This is a genomic window from Enterobacter sp. Ap-867 (genome assembly GCF_011752855.1).
GTDB lineage: Bacteria > Pseudomonadota > Gammaproteobacteria > Enterobacterales > Enterobacteriaceae > Cedecea.
The window spans coordinates 316,186-335,333 of record NZ_VWWS01000005.1; the positions used below are offsets into that span (position 1 = coordinate 316,186).

The 19,148-nt window shown below is 52.6% G+C and carries 14 protein-coding genes, 1 tRNA gene and 1 pseudogene; 12 read left to right on the plus strand and 4 right to left on the minus strand.

Annotated elements, in window-relative coordinates; translation table 11 throughout:
* Nucleotides 1–58 precede the first annotated feature (58 nt).
* Entirely contained in the window at nt 59–760 is a 702-nt protein-coding gene (locus tag F3J26_RS14340) for an EAL domain-containing protein (protein ID WP_166994517.1), read from the minus strand.
* Between the two features lie 493 nt (nt 761–1,253).
* Between F3J26_RS14340 and ebgR the strand changes: the two genes are divergently transcribed.
* From ebgR to F3J26_RS14365, 5 genes are all read left to right on the plus strand, one after another.
* Nucleotides 1,254–2,237 (plus strand): transcriptional regulator EbgR, encoded by a 984-nt coding sequence (ebgR, locus tag F3J26_RS14345; protein ID WP_166994518.1) that lies wholly within the window; start codon nt 1,254–1,256, stop codon nt 2,235–2,237.
* A gap of 176 nt (nt 2,238–2,413) precedes the next feature.
* Nucleotides 2,414–5,506, plus strand: coding sequence for a beta-galactosidase subunit alpha (gene ebgA / locus F3J26_RS14350; protein WP_166994519.1), 3,093 nt, complete (start codon nt 2,414–2,416; stop codon nt 5,504–5,506).
* Nucleotides 5,503–5,952 carry a beta-galactosidase subunit beta gene (locus F3J26_RS14355; RefSeq protein ID WP_008455981.1) on the plus strand — a complete coding sequence of 150 codons (450 nt, stop codon included), beginning with the start codon at nt 5,503–5,505 and terminating at the stop codon, nt 5,950–5,952. Before ebgA ends, F3J26_RS14355 begins: the two co-directional genes overlap by 4 nt.
* A gap of 93 nt (nt 5,953–6,045) precedes the next feature.
* On the plus strand, nt 6,046–7,479 hold the full coding sequence (locus F3J26_RS14360) for an amino acid permease (RefSeq protein WP_008455984.1): 1,434 nt from the start codon (nt 6,046–6,048) through the stop codon (nt 7,477–7,479).
* Nucleotides 7,480–7,661: 182 nt separating this feature from the next.
* Entirely contained in the window at nt 7,662–9,095 is a 1,434-nt protein-coding gene (locus F3J26_RS14365) for an amino acid permease (protein ID WP_166994520.1), read from the plus strand.
* Between the two features lie 605 nt (nt 9,096–9,700).
* Here F3J26_RS14365 and F3J26_RS14370 read toward each other — a convergent pair.
* Nucleotides 9,701–9,777: transfer RNA gene (locus tag F3J26_RS14370), tRNA-Arg, on the minus strand.
* Between the two features lie 196 nt (nt 9,778–9,973).
* Here F3J26_RS14370 and folD point away from each other — a divergent pair.
* From folD to F3J26_RS14395, 5 genes are all read left to right on the plus strand, one after another.
* Nucleotides 9,974–10,840: a bifunctional methylenetetrahydrofolate dehydrogenase/methenyltetrahydrofolate cyclohydrolase FolD gene (gene folD / locus F3J26_RS14375; protein WP_008455989.1), complete on the plus strand. Its 867-nt coding sequence runs from the start codon at nt 9,974–9,976 to the stop codon at nt 10,838–10,840.
* A gap of 2 nt (nt 10,841–10,842) precedes the next feature.
* A complete protein-coding gene (ybcJ, locus tag F3J26_RS14380) occupies nt 10,843–11,055 on the plus strand; it encodes a ribosome-associated protein YbcJ (RefSeq protein WP_008455991.1) in 213 nt (70 codons plus the stop codon).
* A 298-nt stretch (nt 11,056–11,353) separates the two neighbouring features.
* Nucleotides 11,354–12,853, plus strand: a complete 1,500-nt coding sequence (locus tag F3J26_RS14385; protein WP_008455993.1) for a PTS transporter subunit EIIC — start codon at nt 11,354–11,356, stop codon at nt 12,851–12,853.
* A gap of 70 nt (nt 12,854–12,923) precedes the next feature.
* Nucleotides 12,924–13,940, plus strand: a complete 1,017-nt coding sequence (gene malI / locus F3J26_RS14390) for a Mal regulon transcriptional regulator MalI (RefSeq protein WP_008455994.1) — start codon at nt 12,924–12,926, stop codon at nt 13,938–13,940.
* Between the two features lie 182 nt (nt 13,941–14,122).
* Nucleotides 14,123–15,115, plus strand: a complete 993-nt coding sequence (locus F3J26_RS14395) for a lysozyme inhibitor LprI family protein (RefSeq protein WP_166994521.1) — start codon at nt 14,123–14,125, stop codon at nt 15,113–15,115.
* Between the two features lie 146 nt (nt 15,116–15,261).
* On the opposite strand, the pseudogene F3J26_RS14400 reads toward F3J26_RS14395, so the two are convergent.
* Nucleotides 15,262–16,971 (minus strand): annotated as a pseudogene (locus F3J26_RS14400) (flagellar biosynthesis protein FlhA); the annotation flags it as partial.
* Between F3J26_RS14400 and F3J26_RS14405 the strand changes: the two are divergent.
* A complete protein-coding gene (locus F3J26_RS14405; protein ID WP_008456000.1) occupies nt 16,970–17,773 on the plus strand; it encodes an OmpA family protein in 804 nt (267 codons plus the stop codon). The pseudogene F3J26_RS14400 and the gene F3J26_RS14405 sit on opposite strands and share 2 nt — an antisense overlap.
* 17 nt (nt 17,774–17,790) lie before the next feature.
* A complete protein-coding gene (locus F3J26_RS14410) occupies nt 17,791–18,627 on the plus strand; it encodes an NlpC/P60 family protein (protein ID WP_166994522.1) in 837 nt (278 codons plus the stop codon).
* A gap of 99 nt (nt 18,628–18,726) precedes the next feature.
* Here F3J26_RS14410 and rnk read toward each other — a convergent pair whose 3' ends face one another.
* Complete coding sequence (gene rnk / locus F3J26_RS14415) at nt 18,727–19,137, minus strand: nucleoside diphosphate kinase regulator (RefSeq protein WP_008456004.1); 411 nt, start codon at nt 19,135–19,137, stop codon at nt 18,727–18,729.
* Between the last annotated feature and the right edge of the window lie 11 nt (nt 19,138–19,148).

A 19,148-nucleotide genomic window follows, 5' to 3' on the forward strand; every position in this document is an offset into this window, starting at 1 on the left:
TGAATGCCATTTTTTTGCATTGATCTATTTATTTAATTGACCTGGATGGTAGTGTCTTCTAAATTGATACCGGTGCGCCAAAATAGTATCCTTGCATATAATTTACTCCGCATTTATGAAGTAAATCTCTTTGGGTTTTTGTTTCAACACCCTCAGCAACAAGTATGGTATTGACCAGAGAGGATAAATAAACTAACGATTTTATCGTACTTTCATAAATCAGACTGTTACCATGCGTTAGAGACAATTCCCTGTCGAGTTTGAGCATATAAAACCCGATTGCTTCAATGTATTTTATGGATATGGAGTTGTTGCAAAAATTAATTGCAATATCTATATTGTTTTCTGACAGTGATTTTATTGCATCAATCATGCTATCTGTCAGTATTGCTCCATTGCCTTCCACCAGCGCCAGAACGAGTTTTATGTCTTCTCTTATCTTTTTCCTGAACGAGAGCAAATACTTCATGAAAGAGGTGGATAATAGTTGATTGGGAATAATATTGAAGCTGATGAAGCCATCAGGCGGTAGCTTGTCAGTGATCTCCTCTATTCGCTCATTGACATGGCTCATTAAGCATATCGTCAAGTGGTTGTATTCTACGTTTGACTTGAAGGTGTGTACCAGTGAGTCTGGTGATAGGTATTTTTTAATAGGCGTTTCCTTCATCACCCTAAGTAATATTTCAAAGCCAATAATGCGGCCTGTGTTACAGTTTGTCACTGGCTGTGAATACGGTTCTATAATATATTTAAACACTGTAAGCCTTTATAAGTGTATTGAATCTAATAGAAAGTAATACCGCATAATTTCCCTTCAGATAATTTCAGGTGAAGTTGTTATTTATTGTCTTCAGTCTTTTTGATGTTTTTTTAATGATTGGCTCCTTTTTAATGACCCTAAGCAGGGCTAAACTTTAACGATAAAATTGTTACCAGTAAATAAATACAAACTTAATTTTCCCTGTTTAGTCTTAAGCACCTGGTGGAACAACGTGAGGGTGTTAAAAATAATTCTTATTTTTTTATCATCGGAAAAAAGAGTCTTAATGGGGCGATTTATGCGCAGTAGTCCGTGAAAAAGAGAACTTCGCCATTTGCTATGCATAAAGGCTTACCGTCGGTATTTTTTCATCGAGTTTACTAGCCGTTAGGGCTGAAAAAACGGTTATTTTTACTAAAAACAGATGCATGTCCCTTGGCTTGCTTTACACTATGTGGCAAACAAAGAGCTGCGTCCGATAGGGAAAAAGATGGCGACATTGAAAGACATTGCGGTTGAGGCGGGCGTTTCGCTGGCGACGGTTTCACGGGTGTTGAATGACGACCCCAGCCTGAATGTGAAAGAAGAGACCAAGCGGCGGATCCTTGAAATCGCGGAAAAGCTGGAATACAAAAACAGCAGTTCGCGCAGAATGCTGGCTAATCCCGTTGGACAGCATCATTTTTTGGCTCTCTACAGCTATCAGCAAGATCTGGAAATTAACGATCCCTACTATCTGGCTATTCGCCACGGTATTGAGACGCAATGTGAGAAACTCGGGATCGAACTAACGAATTGTTATCTCGGGCATTCTTTGCCTGAAATGAAAAAGGTGACCGGCGTCCTGGTGGTGGGCCAGCCTTCCGACGCGACGCGCGAAACCTTGCGCGCGATGACAGATAATCTCTGCTTTATTGACTTCCATGAACCGGGTAGCCAGTACGACGCCGTAGACATTGACCTGGTGCGCATTGCTAAAGAGGTGATCGATTTCTTTATTGCCCAGGGCATGTCGCGCATCGGTTTTATTGGCGGTCAGGATAGACCGGGAAAAGCCGATATTCGTGAGATAGCATTTGCTGAATATGGCCGCCTGAAGGGAGTGGTGTCCGAGAGCGACATCTGGCGCGGTGGTTTCTCGAGCTCATCAGGTTACGAACTGGCAAAAACGATGCTCGCCCAGGAAGATTACCCCTCTGCGCTATTTGTGGCATCTGATTCCATTGCGATTGGCGTATTACGTGCTATTCACGAGCGCGGACTAAAGATCCCGGACGATATTTCGCTGATCAGCGTGAACGATATCCCCACCGCACGTTTTACCTTCCCGCCGCTTTCCACGGTGCGCATCCATTCCGAAATGATGGGCAGCCAGGGCGTTAATCTGCTGGTTGAAAAGGCCCGCGATGGCCGGGCCCTGCCGCTCAATGTCTTTGTTCCCAGCGTGCTTAAACTACGCGGTACCACGCACTAGCTTACTTTCACGCCGGAGAACAATCGTTTTCCGGTGGTCTCCCTGGTCTGTCGATATCCCCCTGTCCTGAACGCTCATTTTGTGATCGAGTTAAAGCAAATGGCCTTCGCTCGTTTTATTTAGTAAAAATTTTACTAAAATTAAACGTAATTATTTAGTCAGTACAGGGAGGCGAGATGAATCGCTGGGAAAATCTGCAACTTACTCATGAAAACAGGCTGCCGCCGCGCGCCTATTTCTTCGCTTATGATTCACTGGCGAAGGCCCGCTCGTTTGTACGTGAAAACAGTAACCACTTTTTGTCCCTTAGCGGGCAGTGGAACTTCCGTTTCTTTACTAATCCGCTCTTAGTTCCAGAGGCATTTAGCACAGAGTTGATGGCGGAGTGGGGCACGATTACTGTGCCGGGAATGTGGCAGATGGAAGGCCACGGCCAGCTGCAGTACACCGACGAAGGTTTTCCTTTCCCTATTGATGTGCCGTTTGTGCCGAGCGATAACCCAACGGGGGCGTACCAGCGGATGTTTACGCTGGGCGAAAACTGGCAGGATAAACAAACGATTATCAAATTTGATGGCGTAGAAACTTACTTTGAAGTCTACGTGAATGGCCGGTACGTTGGGTTCAGCAAAGGGAGCCGCCTGACGGCCGAGTTTGATATCAGCGCGGCGGTGAAAACCGGCGATAACCTGCTGGCTGTCCGCGTCATGCAGTGGGCTGACTCGACCTATATTGAAGACCAGGATATGTGGTGGACGGCGGGGATTTTCCGCGATGTTTACCTGGTTGGGAAGCATCCCCTGCATGTTCAGGATTTCACGCTGCGTACCGATTTCAGCGACGACTACCGCAACGCGACGCTTGCCTGCCAGTTGATGCTGGAAAACCTCACAACCCAGGCTGCCGGAGCCACGCTGGAATACACCTTGTTTGATGGCGACACCGCGCTTTATCGCGGGGTGAAAGAGCATTTAACGGTTGATCGGCAGCTCAATATCGACTTTTCGATTGACGTCAAAGCACCTCAGCAGTGGTCGGCGGAAAATCCTTATCTTTACCAACTGGTGATAACGCTCAAAAATGCGATGGGTGAGGTGCTGGAAATCATTCCCCAGCGCGTGGGATTCCGCGATATCAAGGTCCGCGATGGCCTTTTCTACATCAACAATCACTATGTGATGCTGCACGGCGTTAACCGCCACGACAATGACCACCTCAAAGGCCGGGCCGTGGGGATGGATCGTGTTGAAAAAGACCTGCAGCTAATGAAGCAGTACAACATCAACTCAGTGCGAACGGCACATTATCCAAACGATCCACGTTTCTATGAGCTGTGTGACATCTATGGCCTGTTCGTCATGGCGGAAACGGATGTGGAATCGCACGGTTTTGCCAACGTCGGTGACCTGAGCCGCATCACGGACGACCCCGCCTGGGAGCACATCTACGTAGAGCGCATTGTGCGTCACGTCCATGCCCAGAAGAACCACCCGTCGATCATCATCTGGTCACTGGGAAATGAATCTGGCTACGGCTGCAATATCCGCGCGATGTATCGCGCCACAAAGGCGCTGGATGACACCCGGCTTGTGCATTACGAAGAAGATCGTGATGCGGAGGTCGTCGATATTATCTCGACCATGTATACCCGCGTTCCGCTGATGAATGAGTTTGGCGAATATCCCCATGCCAAACCACGCATTATCTGTGAATACGCCCACGCCATGGGCAATGGGCCTGGTGGGTTAACGGAGTACCAGAACGTCTTTTATCAGCACGAAAGTATCCAGGGGCATTACGTCTGGGAATGGAGCGATCATGGTATCCAGGCCACCGATGAAACTGGCGCGGTGCGGTACAACTACGGCGGTGACTATGGGGATTACCCTAACAACTATAACTTCTGCCTGGACGGGCTGATTTTCTCCGATCAAACGCCCGGGCCGGGGCTGCAGGAATACAAACAGGTTATTGCGCCGGTTAAAGTCCGGGCCGAAGATCTTTCGCGCGGCTTGCTGCACGTTGAAAATAAACTGTGGTTCTCAAGCCTGGACGATTACACCCTGAACGTCGAAGTGCGCGCCGAAGGCCAGACACTTTCCAGCCAGCGGCTAAAAGTTGAGGGGCTGGCGGCCAACAGCGGCCGCGATGTAGCCATAACATTGCCTGCGCTCGACGAACGCGAAACCTTCGTCAATATCACCGTGACCAAAGACTCCCGCACGCTCTATAGCGAAGCCAACCACCCGATTGCGGTTTATCAGTTCCCGTTAAAAGCGAGCACGTTGGCAAAAGTACCGCACTGCAATACCAGCGCGACGCCGCTGCAAATCGTTGATGACCGCCTGAGCTATCGTGTCATCGGCCACAATTTCCAGGCTGTGTTCTCAAAAGTCAGCGGCAAGCTTACGGCGTGGCTGGTCAATGGGGTCGAACAGGTGACGCGTGAGCCGAAGATTAACTTCTTCAAGCCCATGATAGATAACCACAAGCAGGAGTTCGAGGGGCTGTGGCAGCCGGCACATTTGCCGATTATGCAGGAGCATTTACGCGGATTCAGCGCTGAAATGCACGGCGATGCCGTGACGATCGTTACGCAGACTATCATCGCCCCGCCGGTGTTTGATTTTGGTATGCGCTGTACCTACCGCTGGCAGGTCACCCCGCAAGGGCATATCAACGTCGAAGTGCAGGGCGAGCGCTATGGTGATTACCCGCATATTGTGCCGTGCATTGGCTTTACGTTAGGGATTAACGGCGCATTTGAACAGGTGGATTATTACGGCCGTGGCCCGGGCGAGAACTACGCCGACAGCCAGCAAAGCAACATCATTGACCTCTGGCATACCACCGTGGACGACATGTTCGTCAATTATCCCTTCCCACAGAATAACGGCAATCGCCAGCACGTGCGCTGGGCTTCATTGACCGATCGCCACGGCAGCGGCCTGCTGGTTGTGCCGCGCCAGCCTATCAACCTCAGTGCCTGGCATTACACCGCTGAAAATCTGCACGCCGCGCAGCACTGCAATGAGCTGCAGCGCAGCGACGACATCACGCTAAACCTTGACGTTCAACTGCTCGGACTCGGCTCCAACTCGTGGGGAAGCGAGGTGCTGGACAGCTGGCGCGTGTGGCTCCACGCCTTCAGCTACGGTTTTACGCTGTTGCCGCTGGAAGGCGGGCGTAACACCTCGCAGGCGCTGGTTAATCACGATTTCGGCGCAGATTTCTTTTCTCCTGTTTCACATAGCGAGGCTGAACAATGAGAGTTCTCGAGAATTTAGAACAGTTTAAGCAGATCTATCACAGCGGCCGGAAGTGGCAGCGCTGCGTGGAAGCTATCAATAACGTCGACAACATTCGTCCCGGCGTGGCCCATTCCATTGGTGATTCCCTCTCATACCGGGTGAGTACCGACAGCTGCACCGACGCGCTGTTTGTGGGGAGTCGTCGCTATTTTGACGTGCACTACTACCTGCAGGGTCGGCAAAAAATTGAGTTTGCGCCGAAAGAGCAGTTGAAAACGGTGGCCTGCTACCGGGACGAAACCGACCGGGAATACCTGAAAGGCATCGGCGACATCGTGACGGTGACCGAAGGGCAGATGGTGATCTGCGACCCCGAGGAAGCTTACCGTTTCATCAGCGATGAGTGGGTAAAAAAAGTGGTCCTCAGAGTCACGATTGAAGACGGCTATTTCCTTAATAAATAACGCCAGTTTCGATGCGTACCACGGCCAGCGGTATACTCCGCTGGTCTTCCCTGTACCCTCCCCATGACGGGGATGTGAATTTTCGGAGGACGTATGTCCACATCCATTCGGGCAAAAATAGGCAAGTTTGCCCTGCTGTCGATGGCGTTTACGGCGGTCTTTAACGTACGAAACATCGTCAATAACAACATTGAGTTAGGCCTAAGCTCGGCGCCGATTTTCTTATTTGCGACGGTGGTGTACTTCATTCCCTTCGTCTTTATCATCGCCGAATTTGTTTCGGCGAATAAAAATTCTGAATCAGGCATGTACGCCTGGCTGAAACAGCCGCTGGGCACGCGGGCGGCCTATCTGGGGTCGTTTCTGTACTGGTTTGTGAACCTGTTCTTTTTCCTGTCGCTGCTGCCAAACGTGGTGGCCTACGCCTCCTACGCCATCATGGGCTACGCCATTCCGTTCTCACCGATGATCACGTCGTTGATTTCGATTGTGCTGTTTGCGATGGCGACGCATATCTCGACCAAAGGGGCGACGTGGCTGGGGAAAATCTCAGAGTGCGTGGCCTATGGTGTCTTTGCGCTGTTTGCTATCTACGTGGTCGGGGCATTAACGGCGTTGGGCAGCGGGCACGTTCCTGCGCAGCCGATCACGCTGGAAGCGATGGCACCAACCATCAACTGGGCCACCTTGGGCATTATGTGCTGGATTTTCCAGGCGGCAGGCGGGGCAGAAACCGTTGCGGCGTATCTGAACGACACCAAAGGGGGCCAGAAATCCTTCATCAAAGTGATCATTACCGCCGGAGTGCTGATTGGCGGCATGTACGCGCTGGGCTCGCTGTTGGTGAACGTTTTTGTCGCGCGGGAAGATCTCACCTATGCGGCAGGTATGGTGGAAATCTTCACCGGCCTGGGCGCATATTTCCATGTTTCTGAAGCATTAATGGGGCGATTTGTCGGCATTATTCTGTTTATTGCCATTTTCGGCAGCATGATGATGTGGACTGCCGCGCCGGTCAAAATCCATTTCTCGGAAATTCCGGAAGGCATTTATGGCAAGAAAACCACTGAGCTGAATGAGCACGGCGTGCCGGTACGGGCGGCCTGGTGGCAGTTTGTCTTCGTACTGTTAATGCTTATCGTCAACGGCTTCGGCTCCGCCAGCGTCCAGCAAATGATGAACACGGCCATTAACCTGACGGCGGGCACGGCCATGCTGCCGCCAATATTTATTATGGCGGCTTACTTTGTCTTCCGTTGGAAACACGATGACACGCCGCGAGATTTCCGTATGGGGTCAAGAAAAGTGGGGATGGGGGTTGTCTCCATGCTGATGCTGATCTTTGTCGTCAGCATGACCGCCTCGGCATTCCCACCGGGGGTCGATCTGGTCAACGCGTTCTTTATTAACGTCTTTATGACGGCAGTATTCTCGGGCCTGGCCTGGTGGTGGATCAGTCGCTTTGAGAATAAACAGAAGGCAAAGCGGCAGAGCAGCCCGGATTTCGCCTCCCGACCATCGAAATAATCCCGCCCCTGGCCAGCCGTTTTGCGGCTGGCTAAGCCTTCACCCTCCCGCCATTTTCGCGATGGGGTTAAAGCAAACTGGCTTTGTGTTTTTTACTAAAATTTTACCAAAATAAATTATAAAAATTAACGTCCTCTTCCCTACAAAAGAACGCAGCCCTGAAGACTGCGTGGAGATGTGTTATGTCTGAGACGAAGCGTAATACTATCGGTAAATTCGGTCTGCTCTCCCTGACGTTCGCGGCCGTGTACAGTTTTAATAACGTCATTAATAACAATATCGAGCTTGGGTTAGCGTCAGCGCCGATGTTTTTCCTGGCCACGCTGCTTTATTTCATTCCGTTCTGTTTAATCATCGCTGAGTTTGTTTCGCTGAATAAAAACTCGGAGGCCGGGGTTTATGCCTGGGTTAAAAGCGCGCTGGGGGGCCGCTGGGCTTTTATTACGGCCTACACTTACTGGTTTGTTAACCTGTTCTTTTTCACTTCTCTGCTGCCGCGCGTTATCGCCTATGCATCCTACGCGTTCCTCGGGTATGAATACATGCTGACGCCGGTCGCCACCACGGTGCTGAGCATGGCGCTGTTCGCCTTATCAACGTGGGTTTCAACCAATGGGGCAAAAATGCTGGGGCCAATCACCTCGGTGACATCCTCCCTGATGCTACTGCTGACGCTCTCCTATGTCTTATTGTCAGGGGCGGCGCTGGTGGGCGGTATTCAACCGGCAGACCCCATCTCCGTAGAGGCGATGATTCCCAACTTTAACTGGGCATTTCTTGGGATCACAACCTGGATATTTATGGCGGCGGGCGGGGCCGAATCGGTGGCCGTGTACGTCAACGACGTGAAAGGCGGGTCTAAATCCTTTGTGAAAGTGATAATCCTGGCCGGAATATTTATCGGCGTACTGTATTCCGTCTCCTCGGTGCTGATTAATGTTTTTATCAGCAGTAAAGAGCTGAAATTTACCGGGGGATCGGTACAGGTTTTCCACGGCATGGCGGTCTATTTCGGTCTCCCGGAAATCGTGGTCAACCGCTTCGTGGGCCTGGTGTCATTTACCGCGATGTTTGGGTCGCTGCTGATGTGGACGGCAACGCCGGTGAAAATCTTCTTCTCGGAAATCCCCGGCGGTATTTTTGGTGAAAAAACCGTGGCGCTAAATAAAAACGGCGTGCCCGCGCGTGCCGCCTGGATTCAGTTCCTGATTGTGATCCCGCTGATGATTATCCCCATGCTGGGCTCCAGCACCGTCCAGGATTTAATGAACACCATAATCAACATGACAGCCGCCGCTTCCATGTTACCCCCGCTGTTCATCATGCTGGCGTATCTCAATTTACGCCGTAAATACGATCATCTGCCGCGTGATTTTAAAATGGGATCGCAGAGAACCGGCATGGCCATCGTCTCAATGCTCATTGCGATTTTCACCGTCGGTTTTATCGCCTCCACGTTCCCAACCGGCGGCAATATATTGACGATCGTTTTCTATAACGTGGGGGGAATAGTGATTTTCCTGGGCTTTGCATGGTGGAAATACAACATATACATCAAAGGATTAACTGCAGAAGAGCAAGTAAAGGAAGCCAGGCCGGTGGTGCATTCGGTCTGATCTCAACGGCACGTCATCGCAGACGCTGGTTTCCATAAAGGCTGGATGCCCCCGGCCAGAATAGCCGGGGGCAGTTTGACATACTGGGTCGGAACATCATTAATTAAAACTGACAAACCGGCAGGGCAAACAAAACGGCAACCGCCCGGCCGAAGGCTCAGTAATAGCAACGACTTTACCGGCAAGTAACTTCATAACGTTCCCCATTTCATTCATGAGATTCCGAATCTCAGTGTGAATCTTTCTGTTAATTTTCCTGATGTGTGTCGCCGGGTGATTTCAACGGATTATCCGTAAGCCTGTGTTCGGGTTGTGCAATAAAAACCCTGGTTCTTGCTTTTTAATTCAATGCCGGGTGGGTAAGAATGGAAACGTCTCACTCTCCTTCAGACCGGAAACATATAGGTTGCTCTAAGAGGAAAATTTTCGCCTTAAATAGGGGGGCAGGCTTGAGCCTTAACAAGGCCATGCAGCAGGACGTTCTGGCAAAAAAGAATGGACAATGCGGTGGTGGCGTTGTTTCACAGTGACTTGCAACAAGGGAGCCTGAACGATAATGGGGCAGAGAAAAAAAAGAATTCAGTAGAGGTGTGTTGACGTCAAAATGGTACGCCCTACAGGGTTCGAACCTGTGACCTACGGCTTAGAAGGCCGTTGCTCTATCCAGCTGAGCTAAGGGCGCACGGAGTAATGCAGAGAAACATTACGGCTTGATGCGGGGTGGATTATACGGTCAGCACCTCTTGAGTCAATGGCTTTTCAACCACCTGCGCGACAAATGAGCATAAACCTACATCAGTGCCTGACAGCGGGCCGCGCATCTGACAAAATAGCAGCAACCCCCTTCCTTTAAGTTTACAGATGGAATTCTCTCTCTGATGGCAGCAAAGATTATTGACGGTAAAACGATTGCGCAGCAGGTCCGGCTTGAAGTTGCTGAAAAAGTAAAAGCCCGAGTTGCCGCAGGAAAACGTGCCCCTGGTCTGGCCGTTGTATTGGTGGGAGCGAACCCTGCGTCCCAGATTTATGTCGCGAACAAACGCAAAGCCTGCGAAGAGGTTGGTTTTGTCTCCCGCTCTTATGATTTGCCGGAAACCACCAGCGAAGCGGAGCTGTTAGGGCTGATCGATGCGCTAAACGCGGACGCCGAGATTGACGGCATTCTGGTACAGCTGCCGCTGCCTGCCGGGATCGATAACGTCAAAGTGCTTGAGCGTATCGACCCGGACAAAGACGTGGATGGCTTCCATCCATACAACATTGGCCGCCTGTGCCAGCGTGCGCCGCGCCTGCGTCCGTGTACCCCGCGCGGTATCGTGACGCTACTTGAGCGCTACAACATCGACACCTACGGCCTGAACGCGGTCATCATTGGCGCGTCCAACATCGTGGGTCGCCCGATGAGCATGGAACTGCTGCTGGCTGGTTGCACCACGACCGTAACGCACCGTTTCACCAAAAACCTCCGCCAGCACGTTGAGAACGCCGACCTGGTGATTGTCGCCGTGGGCAAACCTGGCTTTATTCCGGGTGAATGGATTAAAGAAGGCGCTATTGTGGTGGACGTCGGCATCAACCGTCTGGAAAGCGGGAAAGTGGTCGGGGACGTAATTTATGATGAAGCAGCCGCCAAAGCCTCGTATATTACGCCGGTTCCGGGTGGCGTAGGCCCAATGACGGTTGCCACCCTAATTCAGAATACCTTGCAGGCCTGCGAGGAATATCATGATGTTGATGGAGAGTAATAATGGCGACCTTCTCATTAGGTAAACACCCTCACGTTGAACTGTGCGACTTGCTCAAGCTGGAAGGCTGGTGTGAAAGCGGCGCGCAGGCAAAAGCGGTGATTGCCGAAGGCCTCGTGAAGGTGGACGGTGAAGTTGAAACCCGCAAGCGCTGCAAAATTGTGGCGGGGCAGACCGTCGTCTTTGAGAGTCTGAGCATTACCGTTCAGCCTTAATCGCGCGCGCCCTTTTCAGAACGAAAAGGGCTGGCATCAACTCTCCTTGCCGTTTGGGTGAAGGAGAGTTGCAGAGCCTTTCCCGCCTCAGAACCAAATTACCTTATCAATACCAGGCTTAAAAACCTGCGTCACTTCAAATATTCGATAACAATATGGCAACAGCGCAGAATTCAGTTGCGGGGCAAAAACCGTTTCGGCACTCTAGGTAGAACGTTCTACTAGAACGTTCTACCTACCATAAAAACGCGTGAACAGACAAAACGCGGTTACTGCGTCTGCACCGGGGGAAACGTCCATGAGTCTGTTGTCCAGTGTTGTTAAATCGTTATCAAAGCTTTCCATGATTGGCCGTGCGTTAATGCTGCCTATCTCTCTGCTGCCTGCCGCAGGTTTACTGCTGGCGTTCGGCGATAAGTTTCACTTACCGCTGATGATGAACGCGGGTGGGGTTATCTTCGATAACCTGCCAATGCTGTTTGCCATCGGTTCTGCCGTGGGTCTTGCTGCAGAATCGGGTATTGCCGCGCTGTCGGCGGCGGTGTCGGTGTTTATCATCAACATTACCATTGGCACCGTCATGCACATCACGCCGGAAATGGCCTCTGCGGGCGGGAAATATGCCATGGTGGTCGGCATCCCGACGCTGCAAATGGGCGTTTTTGGCGGGCTAATCTCCGGTATCCTGGCGGCGTGGTGCTACAACAAATTCCACACCATGCAATTGCCGGAATTCCTCGGCTTCTTCTCCGGAAAGCGTTTTGTCGCCATCGCGACGGCGTTTCTCTCCTTCCTGTTGGGGATGGTGCTGCCGTGGGTGTGGTCGTACATTCAGTCCGGCATTGATGCGCTGTCGGTGGTGGTTAACGGGGATAATCAGGCCGCATCAACCTTTATCTTCGGGCTGGTTGAGCGCGCATTAATCCCGCTGGGCCTGCACCACATCTGGTATCCGTCCTTCTGGTATTCCTTCGGGGAATACACCACCCATACAGGGCAGGTGATTCACGGCGACCAGACGATTTGGTTCAAAATGCTGGAAGAGGGCGTGAAGTCCTTCAGCAGCGACAGCTACCAGAATGCGGGTAAATTCATGCAGGGCGAGTTCCCGCTGATGCTGTTCGCGCTGCCTGCGGCCTGTCTGGCGATGTACCATGAAGCCAACACCAAGAATAAGAAAATTGCCTCCGGTATTCTGTTCTCCGCGGCGCTGACCTGCTTCCTCACCGGGATCACCGAGCCCGTTGAGTTCACCTTCATCTTCGTGGCTCCGATTCTGTATGTGTTCAACGCGGTGATGGCCGGCCTGTCTTATATGTGCATGTACCTGCTACATGCCCATATCGCCAAATCGTTCTCCGCCGGGATGATCGACTACATCTCCTTCGGGATCCTGCCGTCGTTCAACGGCTACCAGACTAACTTCCTGATGGCGGTGGTCGTGGGCGTGCCGATGGCGCTGATTTACTACTTCACTTTCCGCTTCGTGATTCGCCGTTTCGACGTGAAAACGCCGGGCCGTACCGAAGTCACCGCTAACGCGGGAGACAAAACCGATACCGAACTGGCGGGCGATATCATCGGCCTGCTGGGCGGGGCACCAAACATCAACTCCGTGGGCTCCTGCATTACCCGCCTGCGCCTGGAAGTGGACGACAGTTCGATGGTCGACAAAGACGGCCTGAACAGCCTGGGCGCTCGCGGCGTGGTATTCGTCGGCGATTCGGGTATCCAGGTCATATTTGGTGCCAGAGCGCAATTTATTGCACAGACAATGTCGACGATGATCGGTAAATAATGTAATACCTTTCGGCCTCCTGTATGTTTCAGGGGGCTGAAATTTATGGATGTGCGGTTACAGGGGTGGAATGAAAAAGGTCAACATCATTGATGTCGCTGAGCTTGCGGGCGTATCGGTTTCGACGGTTTCGCTGGTGCTTCGCCAGAAGGGCAAGATCTCTGAGGCGACCATTGATAAGGTCAATGCCGCTATCAAGGAACTCGGCTATGTGCATAACGTTGCCGCCGCCAACCTTCGTTCCAGCACCTCTAACCTGATTGGCCTGATTATTCGTGACTTTAACAACTCTTTCTCCGTCAACGTCACCGCGAGCGTTGTTCAGCAGCTCGAAAAACAAGGCTACATGGTGTTTCTTGGCCAGCCGCGCGACGGAGAGCAACAGCTGCGCAACTGCCTGACCTCGTTTAGCCAGCAGGGCGTAGCCGGGGTCATTTATCTGGCCGCCGACTGCCACTCCGCTGAGGTTCCCCAGGCCATTACCGACTGCCCGCTGCCCACGGTGGTTATCTCTGAATCAACCATTACCAGCACCCGTGATGTGATTGGGCGGGATAATCGTCAGGCCGGTAACCAGGCCACGCGTTTTCTCATTGAGCGCGGCCACCGCAATATTGCCTGGCTGGGAGGCACAAAAAGCTGTCTCATCCGCGCCGAGCGGCTGTCTGGCTACCGAAGCGCCCTGCAGCAGTACGGCTTGCCGTTCAGAGAAGAGTGGGCGCCGGAATGTGCGGACGACACATCGGCTTCGGCTTTTGCCACGCGCCTGATGCTGGAAAAGAGCAACCAAATTACCGCCATGCTGTGTCATTCTCCGGCGGCGATCATCGGCGCCATCACCGGTATTCAGCAAGTGGGTCGTACCGTTGGGAAAGACGTTTTCTTAACGCAGCAGGTCTCGCTGATTGGTTTTGAGGATATGATGTACATTAATCTGACCTCGCCGAGCTTTACCTATGTTTCTGCCTCCAGTGAAGAGACCGGGCGACAAGCTGCCGCATTAATTGTCAGCAAAATTAAACAGCCGGAACTTCCTGCCCAGAGAATTATCATTTCTGGTGAACTGGTGCCGCGCGAATCTGCATAACGGGAAGTATGTTATCCGTCCGTTATTATTATGCTATTAATCCCTTTCACCCACATTAATGGCATATTATTAACGCATTATTTTCATTTTTATTTCAATTAATCATGAAATCAGCCTGAGATTGCAAACCGCATATATTCTGGTCAGAATAGTCGCTTCTCTTTCAGAATTTTCTCTTAAATATGCTCAAGCGAATTATTCCCTCTCTATTATTAATGCTGGGTTTTTATACCGGAAACGCGCTGGCGGTTGATTGCCAGCGAGCGGCCAGGCCGCTGGAAAACACCATCTGCAATAACGACACCCTGCACTGGCTGGACAGCACGATGGGCGCCATTTATCGCTCTATGCTGGTGAAGGGTAATGGCGCGCAGGTGCATAAAGACTATCTTGAGTGGGAAAAATCGCTTGAAAACTGTACCACCGACGGCTGTATTGAACGAGCCTACTATGAAGGCATCAGCCGAATTTCCGGGGTGAAAGAGGGCTTTGACTGGCAGGGTACATGGTGGAACATCACGGCAGCTAATCGAAGCGGGGGCAAATTAACCTTTAGCCGTAATGCAGAATGGTCATTAACCCTTGATATCAGAGCCTGGGCTGGCATAAACCATGACGACTTCACAGCAGAGGCCCAGAAAATATACGGCATGGTGATAGTGGAGAAAGTACAAAGCACCAGTAACTGTAAACTGCTGCTTATCCCGAGGCAGAATGGCTCAATCCAGGTGCACAGTAATGGCGAATGGGGCTGTAAATTGTCGATGCCGGTGGGGGTATTTGTTGACGGACGCTATGTGAAAAGCGCCAAGGACCCACGTCCGAAAGCCACGTTGCTGTCCATTGGTATATTCCCGGATGTTGAAACCGACAATCGCTTCAGAGAGATGGTGGGCAATGACTACCAGAATTTTGTGGATGCCGCAAATGTCTATATCTATCAGGATGATATAGATAATATTGGCGCGAAGGTGATTGCCATGTGGGTACGGGGTGAAGCCAATCGCCATACGGCAATTATCATGTACACCCCGGAAGGTAAAATGTGGGCGGCGCGAACGTCGCCGGGTAAAAAAGGGGGGCAGGAAGCCAAGTTTTACCGCTCGAAGAGCAATGAGGCAGACCCGCTGCCGCGCACTATCCGGGGCTGGAAGCTGCGGTTTTTAGATAAGTAGCTTTGCTCAAGCCGCCACTTTTTTCAAACTTAACGTCGCTTCAGGTCGTTACCCTCTCCCTGGAAGGGAGAGGGGATAAACAATGTATCCCGTAGCTTTTGTTTCCCCCTCTCCCCCATGGGGAGAGGGCCGGGGTGAGGGGGAAATCACGCCAATGTCCCGACAATCTTCAAATCACTGTCGTCCGGCACCTCGTTATAAGACAACACATGCAGCCCGGTGCTAAACAGGCGGCCATAGCGCGCCAGAATCGGGCGAAGCTGTGGGGTAACCAGCAGCAAAGGCGGCAGGCTTTTCGCCCTCATCTGCTCGTAAATCATCGGCATGGTATTTTGCAGCTGCGACAGAATATTGGGGTCAACCGGGAAGCTGTCCAGTGCCACTTTCCCGGCCTGTTGGGCCTGATTCAGAGCGTTCAGCAGCAGGTTTTCCAGCTCGTTATCCATGGTGTAGGCGGCAAGCTGACCGCGATCGCCGTTGATGTTATGCAAAATAGCGCGCCGCAGGGCGTAACGTACATCGGCACACAGCAGCTGCGGATCTTTGGTCACCGCGGCGCTTTCCAGCAGCGTGGCGGCAATGGTGACAATGTCTTTCAGCGACACCTGTTCCAGCAGAAGCTGCCGGTACACTTTCAGCAACTGGCTGAAATTCAGCGCAGCATTTAAGTCTTCCGCAAGCTTGGGAGCCTGCAGCGCCAGGCGCGCATGGAGATGCGTGATATCGTCATAATTAAACAGATCGGGCAAATGCTGGCGCGCCACTTTGTTGACGTGCGTGGCCACCACGCTGGCGCAATCCACCACCTGATAGCCAAGATTTAACGCCCGCGCTTTTTGGTCGGGATCAATCCAGACGATAGCCATGCCGTAAGCCGGATCGGTATCCAGCACGCCGTCAATCTCGCCGTACAGTTCGCTGCCGGGGATCGCCATCAGTTTTTCCGAGTTCACTTCCCCCAGCGCCACTCGAATACCATTGATGTGGATGGCGTACTGGGCGGGTTTGAGGCGGAAGTTCTCACGGATGCGGATCTCTGGCAACAGCACGCCGCAGGTCTCAGAGATAACCTGTCGCGCCCCGCGAATACGCTGCGAAAGCGGGCTGCCTTTGGCTGTATCCACCAGCGAAACCAGCTTGTAGCCAAGGTTCAGACCAATCGGCTCGACCAGCGGAATGCTGTCCCAACTGACGGTAGGTTCCGTGTCGGGGCTGAGCGCCTCCTGAATCGCCAGAATGTCATCATCCTGCTGCTGCGCAGGCTGTACCACTTTGCTCTGCCGCCAGGCGGCAAACAGCAGCAGAGCGGTAAAGCTCAGGAAGGCGATATGCGGCATACCCGGCACGATGGCCAGAATAAACATCACGAACGCAGCGGTATAAAGTACGTTCGGGCGGGCGAGCAATTGCGTTTTAATTTCGTGGCTAACGTCGGCATCGTCGCTTACTCGGGTCACGATAATAGCGGCCGCAGTCGCCAGCAGCAGGGATGGGATCTGCGCGACCAGGCCATCACCAATCGTCAGCAACACGTACTGCTGGAAGGCGTGGCTGGCATCAAGATCGTATTTAAAAATACCAATACAAATCCCGCCGATCACGTTGATGATAAGCACCATGATCCCGGCAATGGCGTCGCCGCGCACGAACTTTGAGGCCCCGTCCATCGCGCCGTAGAAATCGGCTTCGTTGGCAACGTCTTTACGCCGGGTTTTGGCCTGTTGCTGATTGATTAATCCGGCATTCAGGTCGGCATCGATCGCCATCTGTTTGCCGGGCAGGGCGTCAAGGGTAAAACGGGCGGACACTTCAGAAATACGTTCTGCGCCTTTGGTGACCACCACGAAGTTAATTATGGGGGCGGTCACCGAAGAAGAGCGGAAAGAGATTGTCTCTTTGCTTAACAGCGACTCGCTGTTTGACGGCATGTCCGGCATGCCGATTACCCAGCTAAACGGCTCCGGAGGCAGCGTTACTGTTCTGGCCGGGAAGCCAAAGCCGGATGATGCCAGCCAGGCTATTCAGCAGGATGTTGCTGCGCTACAGGCATTGACCAATGCGGCAAGCCAGGGGGAAAGTCTGGAAGACGTGAACCGCCGCTCAGAGCAGGAAATTGAAGATTTGGCCCGGGTGATCATGAAGATCACCTCAGCCTATGAGGCGCAGTCTAATCTGCAAATCGAGATCGTGCCGCAGGGGCTGCGTATTCTGGTGCAGGATGATCAAAAACGAGAAATGTTCCAGCGCAGCAGCGCCATTCTGACTCCCTTTTTTAACCGCCTGCTGACGGAGTTTGCTACGGCGCTGAACGCCATTGACAACAAAATTATTATTACCGGACACACCGATGCGACGCGTTTTCGTGACCAGGAGCTTTACAACAACTGGAACCTTTCCGGCGAGCGTGCCATGCAGGCGCGCAAAGCGCTGGCGAAGGGCGGGCTGGATACCGGAAAAGTGCTGCAGGTTAGCGGGATGGCTGACCAGATGTTGCTCGATCCTGACCATCCGCTCAGTTCGGCCAATCGCCGTATTGAGATCATGGTGTTGACCCATTCCGCTAGCGCTTCGCTGTATCAATTCTTTGGTCAGCATGGCGAAAAAGTGCTTAAGCCGCTGGCCGAGCGCGTGGCGCAGCAGCCCTCCGCGGCACGCTAAGTTTTCAGGTATTTGTGTTGCTTATGTCTATTTCCACCTCAATTGTCTCCACTTTTTCGCCTGCGTCCGAACTCTCCCGGCGTAGGGCGGGATTTTTTTTTCTGCTGCTATTCGTCCTGTTTTCGTCCCAGGCCTGGGCTTCACCCGCGAAAAAGTCTAAAGCAAGCGTGAAGCGCACACAGATCGCGCAGCCGCAGAGTAAAGAAGCCCGTGAACGGATGAAAAATCGTGCAAGGCTGCTTACCCGTGCCAAAAATCGCCTTGCAGTTGTCCCGCCTACGCCCGAACAGAAAAAGCGTCAGGCTGCTGAAAAACTGGTCGCTCGTGCCCTGAACCGTGAGCAGCTCGCCATGCACACTCGCTGGCGTCCTGGGCTGATGGGGGGCTCAGAAGGTCTGTGGCCGTTGGCGACCGAAGCGCTTATGGCTGAGATGGTAAGCCCGCGTGTGGAAGCCACTCTCCACAAAGTGATAGCGCGGCTCAAGCAACAGTTGGGCAAACCCTATGTCTGGGGTGGACAGACGCCCGAGCAGGGCTTCGACTGCAGCGGGCTAATCTATTACGCCTATAACAAGCTGCTTAGCCAAAAGCTGCCGCGTACCGCCAACGGTATGTTTCAGGATCGGCGATTAAAGCGAATAAGTCAGCGCCAGCTTCAGCGTGGCGATCTGGTGTTTTTCAGTATCAAAAGCCAGGATCGCGCCGATCACGTCGGGGTTTATTTGGGAGAAGGGCAGTTTATCGAGGCGCCCAGAACCGGGCTGAATATCCGCATCAGCCAACTGGCAGACAATTACTGGCAGGATCATTACCTGGGGGCGAAGCGTATTTTGACCGAGGAGGCGGTTCTGTGAGGTCAGACCCCTCACCCCGGCCCTCTCCCGGAGGGAGAGGGTTAGGGTGAGGGTAAGAAGCCGTCTCTCCCGAAAGAGAGGCCGCCGCCGCGAATTGAATTAGCGGTGAAATTCACCGGCAGATTCAGGCTGGTAGTGCAAAGCGAGCACTTCAAGGTGAGTCTGACTGCCGTTTGGCAACGTCCAGTTGATACTATCGCCAACCCGCAGGCCGAGCAGCGCGGCACCGACTGGAGCCATAACAGAAAGCTGGTTATCGCTGTCGGTCAGGTTCGCCGGGTAAACCAGCGTGCGTACGTGGACTTCCTGAGTGCTTAAATCGCGAAACTCTACGCGGCTGTTCATGGACACCACATCCGACGGCATCTTCTCCGGGCTGCACATCTCCGCGCGATCCAGTTCGGCGTTGAGCGCCTCTGCAACCGGGGCTTTGGCGTACTGCGGCTGTTCCAGCAGGCGGTCAAGGCGTTCGGCGTCTAGTTCGTTAATGATGATGGCAGGTCTGGACATAGTTCTCTCCG

Coding starts and splice junctions, on each gene's coding strand:
- ebgR (WP_166994518.1), top strand. CDS start 1,254: ATGGCGACATTGAAAGACATTGCGGTTGAGGCGGGCGTTTCGCTGGCG.
- ebgA (WP_166994519.1), top strand. CDS start 2,414: ATGAATCGCTGGGAAAATCTGCAACTTACTCATGAAAACAGGCTGCCG.
- F3J26_RS14355 (WP_008455981.1), top strand. CDS start 5,503: ATGAGAGTTCTCGAGAATTTAGAACAGTTTAAGCAGATCTATCACAGC.
- F3J26_RS14360 (WP_008455984.1), top strand. CDS start 6,046: ATGTCCACATCCATTCGGGCAAAAATAGGCAAGTTTGCCCTGCTGTCG.
- F3J26_RS14365 (WP_166994520.1), top strand. CDS start 7,662: ATGTCTGAGACGAAGCGTAATACTATCGGTAAATTCGGTCTGCTCTCC.
- folD (WP_008455989.1), top strand. CDS start 9,974: ATGGCAGCAAAGATTATTGACGGTAAAACGATTGCGCAGCAGGTCCGG.
- ybcJ (WP_008455991.1), top strand. CDS start 10,843: ATGGCGACCTTCTCATTAGGTAAACACCCTCACGTTGAACTGTGCGAC.
- F3J26_RS14385 (WP_008455993.1), top strand. CDS start 11,354: ATGAGTCTGTTGTCCAGTGTTGTTAAATCGTTATCAAAGCTTTCCATG.
- malI (WP_008455994.1), top strand. CDS start 12,924: ATGAAAAAGGTCAACATCATTGATGTCGCTGAGCTTGCGGGCGTATCG.
- F3J26_RS14395 (WP_166994521.1), top strand. CDS start 14,123: ATGCTCAAGCGAATTATTCCCTCTCTATTATTAATGCTGGGTTTTTAT.
- F3J26_RS14405 (WP_008456000.1), top strand. CDS start 16,970: ATGGGGGCGGTCACCGAAGAAGAGCGGAAAGAGATTGTCTCTTTGCTT.
- rnk (WP_008456004.1), bottom strand. CDS start 19,137: ATGTCCAGACCTGCCATCATCATTAACGAACTAGACGCCGAACGCCTT.